Origin of the sequence: Stappia sp. BW2 (genome assembly GCF_008107695.1) — a bacterium.
Lineage (GTDB): Bacteria > Pseudomonadota > Alphaproteobacteria > Rhizobiales > Stappiaceae > Roseibium.
The window spans coordinates 59,451-74,214 of the sequence record NZ_VIRG01000103.1 but is presented as its reverse complement, the minus strand read 5'-3'; the positions used below and the strand labels follow the sequence as shown (position 1 = coordinate 74,214).

Here is a 14,764-nt window from a genome sequence, read left to right as displayed (position 1 = left end):
GGTGGCAAGCGGGTGTCAAAGGTCGACTGCTCGGCAGGTTCACGTTGAACTTCCACGACGACACCAGCGGTCACGTTTTTTGTAGGGGGACTAATGGGGCGAGCGCTATCCACCTGTCAGGAGGGCTGCTGCACAGAAAGCAGGCAAGGTGAATATCAGGTCGGGTCAGATCCGAGAGGTGGAACGATCGATATCGCTGCGGCCGGCTTTGCGGCCACCTTTAGTGATTCTGGGTTTTCCTTGGCAGTAGGAACAATGACGCACGATGCTGGAGGCGATCATCGACCTTGTCGCAACGTCGTAGACGGCGTTTCGCCGAAAAGCAACTTGTAGCGCCCTGCGAAGCGGCCCCAATGCATGAAACCCCAATCCATTGCAACTTCAGACACCGATTTTCCTTGTTCCCGGGCCGATATCAAATCCCGTCTTGCACCGTTCAGGCGCAAATAGATCAACATCCGCTCGAGGGGAAGCCCTGCATATTCGCGGCAGACCTGACGGAGCTTATGCGTTTCGATGCCCAGGTCGCTCGCAAGCGAGCGAACGCTGGGAATGTGCTCTGGTGTGAAATCCTCCAGATGATCGCGCAAACGCCTGTAAATCCGTTCGCCCTCGACGATCGCCGGAGGCTCTATGAGTTGGCTATTCTCCGCGAGAAGGTCCAGTCGATCCTGAATCAACCCCGGCAGCACATTCTTCATCGACATCTGCTGATGGTCGCAGCTCGTGATTTTCGCGATGTGGATCAATGAGTTCAGCCACTCGGCGAGAAAGTCGGCCTGCTCCGACATCGGCCCGCAGACAAAACCTGAAAAAGCAGAGGGATTTCTCGCAATGTCGGGTTGATCGACGACCACCATCAACAGATCGCTGTTCGTATCCATGATGCCAACACGGTCGACCCAATCGAAGGCGAAGCCCGCCTTCGACAACATCTCTTCCCCCTGGATCAGCTGCGTCATATCGTTTTTGGGGTAGTAGTAGAAGACCATGCTGCCTTCCGGCGCGGAGTAGACCTGTTCTGTAGCGACGTTGATCTGTTCTCTGTAGATTTCGACGCCCGGCATGCGCAAGGCCAAGACCTGGCCGTCATAGGAGCCGGTTGAAATTTGCCTGTATTCCTGATGCCAACGCGGCAGGGCAGACTCCTGTTCAACTGCATCGTTATAACTGTACCGATAATACATCGCGTTACCTCTTTTCGACCCCTCCCGACACAGCGCAGTTCGCTTTGCTATCGAAAACAGTGCCACATCCAATATCTCTTCCGGTGCGGCGCGCGGCAACCGCTGCAGAAAAATAAGGCAGGCGATACCGCGTGCCTGGATAGATTGGCGCTATGTCTCTCATCTAAACGATGGTGAACGATATGAATCCGGGAGAGACCTATGTCCCAAACAAACAATACCGCGCCCACCGACAATATCGAAGCAAATCCCGATGACGTGGAAGACTTCGCGCTGCTGCAACCGGCACCCGTGGCAAAGGAGATGGGCGCGGAGCGGCGAGGCCGTATGGTCGAAAGCGACGGCATCTACGTGACAGATGCCGATGGACGACGTTTGATTGACGGTCCTGCGGGCATGTGGTGCCTTAATCTGGGCCATCGGCATCCGACACTTGCCAATGTTCTTCGAGATCAGGCACTTTCACTTACCTATACCTCTCCCTGGTACACCAGCAACTCACCTGCCGAGAAACTGGCACGAATGCTGGCTGACCGAGCACCCGGCGACCTCAACCACGTGTTCCTGACCACTGGCGGATCGTCGGCCGTTGAAACCGGACTGCGCCTCATGCAGTTCTACAACAATCTCAGAGGGCAGCCGGAGAAAAAGCTGATCGTTTCGCGCGATGGGGCCTACCACGGTTCGACCTACCTGTCGGCGTCGCTGAACGGCAGGCCACGAGACCACGACTGGATGGACGGCGCCAGCGAAATGGTCCGCAAGCTGACTTGCCCAAATCCCTTTCACCGTCCCAAGGATATGACGGTCGATGAATTTGAAGACTTCCTCATCAAGGAGTTCGAGACCCTCATCGAAAAGGAGGGCGCGGACAAGATCGGAGCTTTCATCGCCGAGCCTATTCAGGCGAGCGGCGGCGTCCTCATGCCGACCCCCAATTATATCAAGCGGATGCATGCTCTCTGCCGCGAGAACGATATCCTTTACATCTCCGACGAGGTCGTTACGGCGTTTGGCCGCCTCGGCCACACCTTCGCCTCCCAGGATGTTTTCGGGATCGAGCCCGACATGATCGCCTTTGCCAAGGGAGTGACGGCCGGCTATTTCCCGCTTGGCGGCTTGATGGTCTCCGATCGGCTGCTCACGGAGATACGGAAGTCCAATCATCCTGACGCGGGGTTCGTGCATGGTCTCACCTACTCCAGCCATCCCATCGGGTGCGCGGTTGCGATCCGGACCATCGAGCTCATGGAAGACGGCCTTCTGGAGCATGTGCGAGAGATCAGCCCGTACTTTCAGGACAGCCTCAAGTCGCTGGAAGATCTTCCTCTGGTGGGTGAGGTCCGTGGGCAAGGACTCATGGCCGGTATTGAGGCCGTCGCCGACAGGGTTTCCAACAATCCGCTGAATCTCGACATGCGGGTCGGACAGCGCATCGACAAGCATTGTCAGGAAGAGGGCCTGCTGTTGCGGCCGCTCATCAACATGTGCGTCATGTCCCCGCCATTGATCATACAGCGCGATCACATTGATGAGATGACAAGAATATTGCGTGTCGCCATCACACGCACCACTGACGAGTTGGTGCGGGAGGGCTTCGAACTCGCGTAAACCGGCACGCGCCGCGATGCGCTCGACCTGGTGCAAGACCGGGTCGAGTGCTTGAAGCGGGAAATCTCGGCATGGTAGCACGGACCTGCTTGACCGATGGTTGACTGGGCGATCGCGAGAGGTCTCGGAAATACGTGTCTATCGTTTCGGAAGATCGGGGCCGGAGGCTCGGTTCAGATAGCGTGCAGGGGTCGTGCCGAAATGACCGCGAAACAAGTCAATGAATGAGCTGACGGTTTCATAGCCAAGGTCGAAGGCAACCGTGGTGACAGACTTTCCGGCAATCAGCATTTCCAAAGAGCGTAGCAAAAGCGACCGTTGACGCCAAGCGCTGAAACTGAGCCCCGTCTCTAAGCCAAAGCGTCGGCTGAGCGTGCGTGGGGCAATGCCCGCCCAGGCGGCCCACTCCGCCATGCGTCGCCGCTCCGACGGATCATCCGCGAGTGCCCGTGCAATGCGCTGCAATCTTGGATCTGCGGGCATCGGTAACCCGAGAGGTTCCTCCGGTGTTGAGGCGATCTCATCCAGGATGACGCTGGCAATGTGGCTCTGCGCCTGTGACAAGAGGCCTTCCGGCCAGGTGGCCGCACGGGCCACTGCCTCGTGTAGGAGAGCGGAATGGTGAATGACACGTGCAGACCCCGGCAAGGTTGCACATGCCACCTCCGCCACATAAACGCTCCAGCCGCGAAACGCGCCATGGGAGGTAAGCCAGTGTTCGACGCGTGGAGGAAGCCAAATGGCGTTGACGGGCGGAACGAGCCAATGGCCGTGATCGGTGCCGATGCTGACGACACCTTGCAAGCTGCCAAGTAACTGGCCTCGCTCGTGACTGTGTCTCGCCGTCGACCGTTGTTCCGCCTGCTCGCGTCGAACGGCTCGGATGATCGGCTCTGCGAAAGAACCAAGGTGAAAAGGGTCGGCGAGAAAATCAGACATGGCCTCTAAGCCGTATTGAATGGCCTCAATACGTTAGTCTCGCAATCTTGAAAAGCCTAGCATCGATCTGCTCTCAATCCATTGCAGCTTTATGGAGGCTCCTAAATGAACGACACTTCAATGACGCGGGACGAAACTTACAACCTCCTGCACCGAATGTTTGCCGCTTTCACTGACCCAAGGACGGCTCCGGAGGATTTTGCCGAGTTTCTGACGCCCGATTACGTTCAGCGCGTGGACGGCAAGCATCTCGGCTATTCCGAATTTCTCAAGCATCACCAGTCACTCAAGGAGAACATATCGTCGGGAAGCATCCGTTTCGAACATTTCGTCACTGACGGCATTTCGGCGGCAACCGTGCACATTGCTGAAGCTGTGAAACCCACGGGCGAACGAATGCGTTTCAAGGTGATTGCGTATTACCAGTTTCACGGCAAACGCGTTTGCATGGTCGATGAACTCACATACATGCTCAAGGGCGAGCCGGAAGATCTGGATTTGGGATCACGTGTACAGCCTAGATGAGAACGGCAGATCGTCGGGTTGAAACCACTGGACCTGGCATGAGCGGTGTCAAGAGCATGAGCAAGCTGCCAACCACTCCGAACTGATGTGAAATACCCTGTTCAAAGCTGGAAGCCGCAGCCTGCGTACACTGCTGTGAACCACTAAGTCGATTTGTACTTTCAATTGAGAGTGTAGACAATTTAACATGGTTGAATGGTTCATTCTGTCACCGATACTTCGTCGTTAGACCTGGCCCTGGATGGCAAAGGTCCGCCCTATCAACAGATCGAGCGGGCGATCCGCAACAAGATCCAGAGCGGCGCGTGGCCACCGGGCCATCGGCTTCCGACAGAAGAGGAACTGGCGGCGCATCTGGGTGTGTCTCGATCACCTCTCGTGAAGGTTTTCAAAAGTCTCCTGAACGCCAAGGTGATCACTCGCCGCCGCCGGCACGGCACATTCGTCAGCGAGCGAAGCGACAATCATGCCGTCATCGGGATCATCGACATACGCGAGATTATCGAGAGTGCAGGGAAGAGATATAGCTTTGAAGTGTTGGACCGGCGGATTGCAGCGCACAGTGAATTGGGAGCGTGGCCAGAAGTCGGTGCAAGCGAACGCCTGCTGTGGCTTGCCATCGTTCACAAGGCCAACGATGTCGGTGAGGTTTTTGAAGAGCGATTGATTCAGATTTCCGTTATTCCGGAGGTGGAGAACATTTCCTTCGAGAATGATCTACCCAACGAATGGTTGCTTGCCCGGTTGCCTTGCACTCGGCTTATCAACACCGTCCGCGCCGCGCTGCCCGAGCGACGCATCGCGCAGGCTCTGGGCCTGTCAACCGGCGAGCCTGTTCTCATCTCCGAGCGCCGCAGCTTTGCCAACGACGATGCCGTTACTTGGGTGCGTCTGTCTTTTCCCGGCTATCGGCACGAATTCACAGGTGAATTCAATCCGCTACAACCGATGGAAAATTCAAGCTGACAGAGTGACTGTCCTATTAGCTGTCGACCGGCAATGCCAGTCCAGCCAGCGCATCTCCCGCCGCGGTCAATACGGGAAACCGACGAAAGATCACGATCCCACCGGTTTCAAAATGCAGCGTAACGGGCGCGCGCGTGAGGTCCTCAAAGCCGTGCAGATACCCGGCAACCTCCCCGGCATGGACTTCTTGCCCAACCCTCACTTTCGGCTCAAACAACCCATCCGTTCTGGCAAATATCGTGGTCGCCGGCGGCAACATGTACATGTGCCGTGTTTCTTCCTGCGGCGGAGCATCGAGACCGGGCGCGATGCCGAGATCGCGCAGTACACGGCGCAAACCTGCCTCTCCAATTGCCATGCCTTCGCACGAAAGCCCCGGACCACCACCCAGTTCGGTCGTCATCGCCGCCACGCCATGTGCCGAGGCACAGGCGTAGAGCGTCGTTTCACCGCCACCACCGCGGCCGTCGGTCAAGAGCGTATTCGGAGCGGAAAAACTTGTCAGCAACCGGTCAAGGCGCTGAGATTGTTCCGCACTGCGTCCCCGATGCGCAAAGGCTACCGGAAGATAGTCGAGAGAACTGCCGCCGGAATGCAAATCGATGGCGTAGTCCGAAAGCGGAAAAAGTACCTCCGTCACGTATTGCGCAATCATCGCGGACGGTCCTGCATCCCCTTTGCCGGGAAACAGTCGGTTTAGGTTGCCGCCATCCAGAGGTGACGTTCGACGTCCTGCCAGAACCGCAGGGCGGTTGAGGGCCGGCAACATGATGATACGTCCGCGAACTTGCGTTTCGGCAAGGGTCTGGACCAGCCGCCTCAGAAGGATCTGTCCCTCGTACTCGTCGCCATGCGTTCCGGCAGTCAGCAGAACGGTGGGGCCATCGCCACCATTGAAGCAAAGCATCGGCACCGGGATCCAGCCATAGGCGGAGCTGTCGGATGACCATGGTACACGGGCAAAGTCAGACTGAAATCCCGTCCTGTCGAAATCGATTGTCGTCCAGACTTGATTACCCATTTCGCCCCCGTGATACCCTTTTCCTGTTTTGCAAGTCCCTTAGCTTCGATCAGTGTGAACTTCGTCAAGAATATGTGCCCAACTGCGGATTCCCTTGTGAAGGCGTAGCGTGTCGTAGTGTTCGTTTGGCGCATGAATGGCATCACTTGAGAGGATGAAGCCAAGGACGATGCAGTCGATGCCGAGCATTTCGTTGAACATCTCGACCAACGGAATTGAGCCGCCACTTCCCTTGAGGATTGCCGGGGTGGACCATTCCCGTTCCATTCCGCGCGCGACCGCCTGAACAAAGGGATTTTCCGGTGACATGGCTACCGCGCGACTGCCCGCGCCGCCTTCGAATTCAACGCGGCACCCCTCTGGGATCCGTGCCTGGACGAAGCTGCGAAACCTGTTCCGGACAATTGCGGGATCTTGCCCGGCAACGAGCCGGAAGGACAGCCTCGCGCTGGCGGAGGCCGGCAGAACGGAACGTTCGCCCGGGCCCTGATTGCCGCCGGTTATTCCGTTGAGATCCAGCGTCGGACGACCCCAGATCGCCTCGAGCGGGGTATACCCGCGCTCGATGATCCCACCACGCAGATCTGCAGAGGCCAACTGATGCGCGTCCCTGGACAACGCCTGCCACTGCTGACGCAGGTCCGCAGGGATTTCCGGGACATTGTCGTAAAATCCGTCTATTGCCACACGACCCTCATGATCGTGCAGTGCAGCCAGCAGCTCTGACAGAATACGGATCGGATTTGCTGCGACCGCTCCGAAATAGCCGGAATGCAGGTCGGGGTTCGGGCTGTGCAGCGTCACTTTCTCGTGCAGCAAGCCTTTCAATTGGGTGGTTACGGCGGGCTGCGTTGGCGACCACATGTCGGAATCGCAAATGAAGGCAATATCGCAGGCCAGATCGCCCCGATGTGCGTCAATGAAAGCAGGCAGGCTGGCAGAACCGGCTTCCTCCTCTCCCTCCAAAAGGATAGTGATCCGGCCGGGAAACCGTCCGTGCGCCTCGCGCCAGCAACGCAACGCTTCGATAAAACTCCAGAGCTGGCTCTTGCTGTCCGAAGCACCTCGAGCGTAGATACGGGTCAAGTCCGGCTGCTCCACCAGCTCAGGCGTGAACGGTGGGTGGGACCATTGATCTTCGTCTCCCTCAGGCTGTACGTCGTAATGGCCGTAGAAAAGCAGTCGCGGTCCGGAACCGCTTTCAGCATCAAGGGAATGAGCCAGAACCAGTGGATGGCCTTCGGTGGCAACCACACGGGCCTCGAACCCCATGCCCGAGAGTTTACGTTGTAGCCAGCTGGCAGCTTCGGCGATGCCTGCCACGTCCGAAGGATCGCTTGATATCGAAGGGATCTTCAGCAGCTCGAGAAGTTCGGAGAGTGTTTGATCCTTGCTGGATTCAATCCGCGCAAGAACGTCTTCAATGTCAGCCATGAGAATAAAAATCCTTGCGGCTAGAGGAGATCACACCGTGCAGGCGGTAAGCGGGACATGAATGCTCAAAGTTCAAAGCCGTAGTCGCGCTTCAGTGTCGCTCTCAAAGTTGGAAGATCGGCACGTGTCGCTCGCGTCTCCATTGCCGCAATTGGCTCCTTCAGACCGGTGGAACAGCCCATCAGGACAATCGGGCCGTCGCTCTCGAGCCCCTCTATGTGATCCAGCGCAGCCAGGGCAGCTCCGGAGGAGATCTCCTGCCAGAGCCCTTGCTTCGCCAGTTTTCTGTGAGATTGGAGGGCCTCTTCATCATCGATCAGCAAGGAGAGCCCACCACTTTGCTGGATTGCTGCAAGCGGACGGTAGCCGTTGACGGTGGTGGCGGTGCCAAGCTGGATCGTTGGGCCGGGGTCGACAGTCACCGTATGCCGGCCATTCTGCAGCGCGTGGTAAACTGGACCGCGTGACGCGGGTTCAACGGCGACAAGCCAGGGCATCCGTTCGATATGGCCCAGAAGAAGTGCCTCACGGAACCCTTTGTAGATGCCATAGAGCATCTCTCCGTAGCCAGTGGGAACGACAACGGCCGCTGGTGCGGCACCGTCCAGATCCGACAGGATCTCGTAGGCGATAGTCTTGTACCCTTCCGGCCCCCAAGGGTGACCGGTATGAGCCGGGGTTAGATTGCTGACAGGATAGGTGCCGGGAAGTTCCGCCAGCGCTCGCATGGCCGGCCAGCGATCATCAGCCTCAAGAAACAGCGGGAACGCGCCATAGCCTAAGATCATGTCACGAATGGCGCCACTGACTTCAGGCATGGTCAAGACGATGCAGTTTAGTCCGGCCCGCGCTGCCATGGCCGCCGCTGACACACCATGATTGCCCGAAGACGCCACGATGATTGTCTGCGCTCCTTCGCAAAGCGCAGCGCTGATCGTGAACACATTGAGCCGGTCCTTGTGGCTCCAGGTCGGATTGCGGCTGTCATCCTTTACCAGGATCTTGCGCCCCAGGAAGTGAGCGGGGGCAAGAGTGGAAACATCCACCAGAGGCGTGCCGCCAACAGGCATGCTGGCTTTCGGGTGCCTCGGTGGGAGCAACTCCTCCCAATCGGTCCAGGTGCTACCACGCCGGAACGTCACATCCTTGACCCGCCCGTAATCATAGTCCAGCTCCAGCGGGTACTGCATTTCTTTCGTTGCACTGTCGGGGCAGCCGTGCAGGAGGGCCGGAAGCAACGGATACTGTGATGCGCCCTCAGCAAGAGAACGTTGCGCGGTTGCAAGCGAGCGGGTGTCGAAAGAAATTTGCATTGAAATATGTCCAGGGGTTGTGTTCTTGGTTTCCGGCCAGACCTGCTGGCGGAATTGGAGTAGTTCCGGTTCGGAGCTCTGCGGATCGTTATCTGACGACCTGTTCCAGAAACTTCTGCGTCCGTGCCTGCCTGGGCGTGTCGAAGAACTCTGCAGGCGGCGCTTCCTCGATGATCCGGCCCTGGTCCATGAAAACAATCCTGTCGGCGATGCTTCGGGCAAAACCCATCTCATGGGTGACACAGATTATTGTCATTCCCTCGCGGGCCAGATCGGCCATCGTCTCCAGGACTTCTCGCACCATCTCCGGGTCCAGGGAGGAGGTTGGCTCATCGAACAACATGACCCTTGGCCGAAGACACAATGACCGGGCGATCGCGACGCGCTGTTGTTGTCCTCCGGAGAGTCGCCTCGGATACTTGTGCGCCTGTTCGGGGATACGAACCTTCTTCAGTTGTTCCATTGCGATCCCCTCGGCAACGGTCCTTGGAACCTTGTGCACCCATCGCTGTGCCAGAGTGCAATTCTCGAGAACGGTCAGATGCGGGAACAGGTTGAACTGCTGAAAAACCATGCCGACACTCTTTCGGACACTGTCCAGCGCTCGCGTCTTCTGCGTTAACTCCTGTCCGTGAACGGTTATCCGGCCATCCTGAAAGGTCTCGAGGCCGTTTATGCATCGGATCATCGTCGATTTGCCGGACCCGGAGGGGCCGCAGACGACAATCCGCTCGCCGGGGTTCACCGCAAAATCGATCTTGTCGAGAACCTGAAAGGACCCGAACCACTTGCTCATGCCGGTAATCTCGATGGCAGGAGCGTGCGACGTTTCGTTCATGGAACCGGTTTCCTTGTGAGACATGGGGAAGCAAGCGGTCGCGGTCATGCCCGATCCTCCGCCTCTGTGCCGCCAACGGCGACCAGATTGAAAAGCGTGGAGAGGATCAGCCGTGTGAAAACGACGATACAAATGTAGATGCCACCGGCGATGAGAAGGGGGTGATAGATGTCGAGCGTGCGTGCCCGGATCTCATTGGCATAGCCCATGATGTCCATGACAGTAATCGTGAAGGCCAGCGCGGTGGATTTGCACAGCAGGATGACCTCGGTCGTGTAGGGCGGGAAACCGTTGCGCAGCATCGCCGGCAGGATCGCAACCCGGAATGTTTGAAATCCGGACAGACCCAGGGACTTGGCCGCCTCGACCTGTTCCTTGGGGGTCTGGTTGTACGCCCCTCGGATGATTTCGGAGGTAAATGCCATCTCGACGAAGGCAAGGCAGATGATCGCGCACCAGTAGGGACTGGCAAACAACGACCACAGGAAGCTTTCCCTGATAAAGGACAACAGGGGAAAGCCGTAGTACACGACGTAAAGGATGAGAAGCAGCGGGACCCCGCGAATGCAGAACATCAGGCTCCAGACAGAGCGCGCCATGATCCCGGGAAAACGGATCTGAAAGGCGGCAACTGCTGACGCCAGCACGAAGCCGATGGCCAGGGAGATGACGAAAAGGCTTAGCGTCGTTCCAAGCCCCTGGAGGATCTCGCGGGCATAATCAAGAAGCAAACTCATCATGCACCTGCCCGGTTCTGCCGAGCGCTGCGTTCAAGATGCGCGAAGATCCTTGAGCAGAGAATGGCAAAGGTGACAAAGATCGCAATAGCGATGCCGTAAAAGACAAAGGGAGAGCCCGTCGATCGCGCACCAAGCGAGGCAGTGCGCACGATATCGGGAATGCCGATGATGCTCAGCAGCGCAGTTTCCTTCATGCTGATGAGACAGAGCGACCCCAGATGGGGGATGATCTTGCGATAAACCTGCGGCAAGATGATCAGCACAAGCGTCTGAAAAGGTGAAAAGCCCAGAGACCGGCCCGCTTCATGCTGGCCCAGGGGAATATCTGCCCATCCCGCCCGGAACAGCTCGGTGGCATAGGCGCCGAGGACGATCGAAGTGGACATGACAGCGGGAACATAGGCACTGAGCCGCATGTCCGACATGCCCGGGACCAGGTTCAGCAATGCCTGAATTGCCCCGTCAAGCGTATAAAAGATAAGGATCAACAGCAGGATGTCTGGCAAGCTGCGGAAGACGTAAGTGTAGAGGTTCACGAGCGCTACACTGCCGCGAAACCCACTTCTTGCGAACAGCGTGCAGAGAATACCAATCACTATGCAAGAGATGAAACCGAGCGCCGCGACCATCAGGCTTGTGCCGATGGCGCTGAGGAATTGCAGTCCCCAGCCGGACGTTAGATAGTCGATCAAGAAGTTCACCATTTTCGGAACGAGGGAAGACGTGATCACAGTCGAGCTTGCCGCCTGTGATCAGGATCTCTGCGCTTGCGAACAACTGCCGTTCGCGATCGGATCACTCGTAGACCGGAATTCCCCATTTCTCGGCCAGAGCCTTCCAGGTCCCATCCGCCTTCATCTGGCTGAGCGCGTTATTGAATTCGTCCCGTAGTGCAGTGTCTTCCGGCCGAAATGCCATTCCGATACCTTCGGATACGGCAACGCCGTCTCCGATCTCTACCAGCGTTGGACCCTCGCCTTCACCGCCGGTAAACGGCTCAACGTCACCAAAAACGGCGTCCAGACGACCTATTTTCAGATCTGCGGTCAGGGTGTCCATTGAGGGGTAAAGTTGCAGTTTGATGTCCGGATAATTGGCTTCAAGATACTTTGCATTCGTCGTGCCTTGTTGCACGCCTACGGTCTTGCCGGTGAGACCTGCTGGCGTCACATCAAGTTCTTTCCCTTCAACGACGCCGAAGAAGGAGTAGGTGCGGGCATAAGGCTCGCTAAACACGACGGTCTTGCGACGCTCCTCGGTGATGCCCATCCCCCCGATTATCACATCGAACTTCTTGGCCATCAGCGCCGGAATAATGCCGCTCCACTCGTTCGTGACCCAGGAACAATTGGCTTCGATGATTTTGCAAATCGAAGTGCCGATATCGATGTCGAACCCCTCAAGCGTGCCGTCCGCCTTGGTCATGTTGTAGGGGGGGAAGTCGCCTTCGTTGGCCAGAACGAGGTCGCGCGCCGTCGCGAACGTGGCGCTGGTGGATACCATCAAGGTCAAAGCCAACGCGGTATAGAGCTTGCTGTTCATGTTCAGAGTCCCTCTGTTTTCATTTGTAGTTACAAATAAACTGTCGCCGAAGGAAACTTTTGTCAATGACCAAGTTGCGCGAATTTTTCGGGTAGGGAGACTGAAATTTTTTCTTTTTAATTTCAATAATTTGCGGCGATTTCAGATGGAAGAAAACGCGCGGATGTCTGGCGCAGGCAGCCAATGTCTGCCATGCAGCCAAGCGGCATGAGGGCTTCCGAACCTCACAGGGCAGGTGAAAAATTCATCGCGAAAATTTGCACGACGTTAGATGCAGAGCAGCCCGCGCGGCAGCGTGGTGATTGGCTCGTACCCGTGCTCCGTGACCAGCACCGTGTCTTCGACCATCATGCCCTCGTCGCCCAGCCTGTAGTAGGGCGTTTCGAGACAGAGGCACATCCCCACCTTTAGCGTGGTGTCGTCGCTCGCGTTTATCGTCGGAGTGTCGTAGGAGCGCAGCCCGATACCGTGTCCGCAGTGCTGTCGCTGGTATGACGGAATACCGTTGGCACGTACCGTATCAACGCCGATCTTGAACAAATGCTGTGCTTTCACCCCCTCGCGAAGGTGATCAAGCATCGCTTCAAGACCACGGAGAAGGGCCTCGTAAAGTTCAAGCTGCCGCGGCTGCGGCTCTCCGAACACCAGCGTGCGGCCCATATCCGACCAGTAGCCATCGAAGGTACAACCAGCATCGATGCGTATTGTTTCCCCCTGAGCGATCACGCGGTTCGTCGGATAGGCGTCAGCGAGTGCCGACCGGGGCCCCGAGGTGACAGAGACAAAGCGGGGGACGCCGCCCCCGGCAACCATTTTTTCGGCAATCATCGCGGCGAGATCGTGCTCGGTCATTCCGGCATGGGCCGTCTCCAGAATTCTCGCGAACCCAGCTTCCACACACTCCGCCGCACGCCGCAGTCTGGTAACTTCTTCCGGCAGCTTTACAGCCCGGCATGCTTCAAGCTGTCGCGTTACATCTATCAGTCGGTTCTCTCCGAAGGCCTCCGCGCAAAGCCGCCACAGGGTTTTGTCATCTGAAATGTCGACCCCGACACGTCCCTGCGTCGACTGGGAGACCAATGCTTTGGTAAAGGCCTCATCGAAACTTGCCGATGGTGTTTGGGTCAAGTTGCCGGGGATGCTTTCGGCACGGTCGAAATAGAACTCTCCGTACCTGTGAATCAGTTCACCCCGACCCAAAGCCTCGAAGGCCGGCGCGGCATCTGCCGCGCTGGTTACCAACTCAGTAGCCTCGCGCCGGGCGAGAACTGCGGAACGGTAATTGGGAGCCAGATCATGAGCAATGCTCACATACCCGGATAGATAGGCCTTATTCAGGGGATTGCTGGAAACAATCAAACTCACGTCCGCCGGCAGCATCGCAAAGACCTTCTCCCGCACCGTCTTCGCAAGCGACACCAAACTCTTCGGTCCGTTCATTTGATCCAACTCATTTGTCGCCATTTATCCTCAAGATCTGTCGCCGCCAAGTGGGAGAATACAGAGCCTGATCGCAAAGCGTGCATCCCTTGCCCATTCACTTCGTCAGTCAATAGGAGATGCCGAAAATGATGTTGATGCACTCATCCAAGCTACCAGAAGGGTTGATGACTGCGAGAGGCTAAGGTTCGAAAAACATATGCGATCACACGGTGCAGGCAAATCGGATACCCGAAAGCACAGTGGAGAACAGTCTTTGGGCCTATCCAGGAAATAAGGTGGTTTGAGACAGATGTGCTCGTTTACGCTGATTTCCCCGGCCTATCTCCACGGGGAGACAAGGCCAAAAAAGGTGCTTGCAACTAAGCGAACCTCACCATGTAGCCGGCCACCAATTGTCCGGTTCGGTTACTTGGTGGGTGAAACCAGCCACTGTAGTTTGCGGCCCATTGCTGACATTCAGCTGCGCTCAAACCTGCGTCTGCTTCGCCCATCATCTGGACGGCCAATTTGTCGGCATTTGAAGCCCGATGCGGACGCGCAAGTGCCGGTCAGGCAGTCAATTGTCGATGTTGCTCGAGTAACCGAATGAAAACTGTATCGGCGTCGGTGAAATTCGAGAGCCGGCCTTGGAACTGGTACGCCCATGCGACACCGTGGAACTGCCTTCCTGCACGGCCATGGGATGACAGCCATTTTGACGGTGGGACGGGTCATGGCCCGTTTTCTGGCTTGTGAGGTCGTGGAAGCGCCAATCCTTGCCACCCAGATCACTGCCATTTTGGGGCTTTTGCAAAGTTTCACAGCGGTCGCAGTTATCTCGCGCCAAAGTGCAATTTCATGCCTTTTTCACCTTTCGACGTCCAAGGAGACACGCGATGAGATCATCCTAATCGTTATCCGTCCAGCCGCCACAAGACCTCAAACCTTTCCGCAACCACAGCTTAGCTTCTAACCCGGCGTTTGATGCTGTGGTGATCAGCGTCGAAGCCGCGTTCTTTGATAACTCATTGGGTCGCACCGATACCATGACACGGCTTGAATGATTAGCCGCGCCTCGAATTGCCACCTATTGAAATTGTCTTTCGCTGGGCAATTCAGCTTTCGGCGTTCGCCTTGAGATGCAAAAACGGCACCTCAAAAGGCGGAGCCAGGAGGGGTGCCGAATGGTCTAATGACGGATTCTCCTTCACCACTCGGTGCGGCAT

General features: G+C 57.0%; 13 protein-coding genes and 1 pseudogene. 3 read left to right on the top strand and 11 right to left on the bottom strand.

The features are described from left to right. Positions 1–278: 278 nt before the first annotated feature. Positions 279–1,187 carry a helix-turn-helix domain-containing protein gene (locus FMN63_RS28790; protein ID WP_148587604.1) on the bottom strand — a complete coding sequence of 303 codons (909 nt, stop codon included), beginning with the start codon at positions 1,185–1,187 and terminating at the stop codon, positions 279–281. Between the two features lie 201 nt (positions 1,188–1,388). Here FMN63_RS28790 and FMN63_RS28785 point away from each other — a divergent pair, with 201 nt between their 5' ends. Beyond that, positions 1,389–2,798 (top strand): aminotransferase, encoded by a 1,410-nt coding sequence (locus tag FMN63_RS28785; protein WP_148587603.1) that lies wholly within the window; start codon positions 1,389–1,391, stop codon positions 2,796–2,798. A 138-nt stretch (positions 2,799–2,936) separates the two neighbouring features. Here FMN63_RS28785 and FMN63_RS28780 read toward each other — a convergent pair whose 3' ends face one another. Beyond that, complete coding sequence (locus FMN63_RS28780; RefSeq protein ID WP_148587602.1) at positions 2,937–3,737, bottom strand: AraC family transcriptional regulator; 801 nt, start codon at positions 3,735–3,737, stop codon at positions 2,937–2,939. A gap of 120 nt (positions 3,738–3,857) precedes the next feature. Here FMN63_RS28780 and FMN63_RS28775 point away from each other — a divergent pair, with 120 nt between their 5' ends. Then, a complete protein-coding gene (locus FMN63_RS28775; protein WP_162530149.1) occupies positions 3,858–4,262 on the top strand; it encodes a nuclear transport factor 2 family protein in 405 nt (134 codons plus the stop codon). Positions 4,263–4,457: 195 nt separating this feature from the next. Continuing rightward, on the top strand, positions 4,458–5,228 hold the full coding sequence (locus FMN63_RS28770) for a GntR family transcriptional regulator (RefSeq protein ID WP_148587600.1): 771 nt from the start codon (positions 4,458–4,460) through the stop codon (positions 5,226–5,228). Positions 5,229–5,244: 16 nt separating this feature from the next. Here the strand turns inward: FMN63_RS28770 and FMN63_RS28765 are convergent, their stop codons facing one another. The 9 genes and pseudogenes from FMN63_RS28765 to FMN63_RS30130 form a co-directional block, all read right to left on the bottom strand. After that, entirely contained in the window at positions 5,245–6,249 is a 1,005-nt protein-coding gene (locus FMN63_RS28765; protein WP_148587599.1) for a succinylglutamate desuccinylase/aspartoacylase family protein, read from the bottom strand. A 39-nt stretch (positions 6,250–6,288) separates the two neighbouring features. Further along, positions 6,289–7,683 carry a M20/M25/M40 family metallo-hydrolase gene (locus FMN63_RS28760; RefSeq protein ID WP_148587598.1) on the bottom strand — a complete coding sequence of 465 codons (1,395 nt, stop codon included), beginning with the start codon at positions 7,681–7,683 and terminating at the stop codon, positions 6,289–6,291. A 65-nt stretch (positions 7,684–7,748) separates the two neighbouring features. Further along, a complete protein-coding gene (locus FMN63_RS28755) occupies positions 7,749–8,996 on the bottom strand; it encodes a threonine synthase (protein WP_148587597.1) in 1,248 nt (415 codons plus the stop codon). 88 nt (positions 8,997–9,084) lie between these two features. Beyond that, on the bottom strand, positions 9,085–9,834 hold the full coding sequence (locus tag FMN63_RS28750) for an amino acid ABC transporter ATP-binding protein (protein WP_148587703.1): 750 nt from the start codon (positions 9,832–9,834) through the stop codon (positions 9,085–9,087). 44 nt (positions 9,835–9,878) lie between these two features. Continuing rightward, complete coding sequence (locus FMN63_RS28745; protein ID WP_162530148.1) at positions 9,879–10,571, bottom strand: ABC transporter permease subunit; 693 nt, start codon at positions 10,569–10,571, stop codon at positions 9,879–9,881. Further along, positions 10,571–11,266: an ABC transporter permease subunit gene (locus FMN63_RS28740; RefSeq protein ID WP_162530147.1), complete on the bottom strand. Its 696-nt coding sequence runs from the start codon at positions 11,264–11,266 to the stop codon at positions 10,571–10,573. Before FMN63_RS28740 ends, FMN63_RS28745 begins: the two co-directional genes overlap by 1 nt. 103 nt (positions 11,267–11,369) lie before the next feature. Next, positions 11,370–12,116 (bottom strand): transporter substrate-binding domain-containing protein, encoded by a 747-nt coding sequence (locus tag FMN63_RS28735; protein ID WP_148587594.1) that lies wholly within the window; start codon positions 12,114–12,116, stop codon positions 11,370–11,372. Between the two features lie 267 nt (positions 12,117–12,383). Next, positions 12,384–13,580, bottom strand: coding sequence for a M24 family metallopeptidase (locus tag FMN63_RS28730; protein ID WP_148587593.1), 1,197 nt, complete (start codon positions 13,578–13,580; stop codon positions 12,384–12,386). A 929-nt stretch (positions 13,581–14,509) separates the two neighbouring features. Beyond that, positions 14,510–14,657: pseudogene (locus FMN63_RS30130) on the bottom strand (IS6 family transposase); the annotation flags it as partial. Positions 14,658–14,764 lie beyond the last annotated feature (107 nt).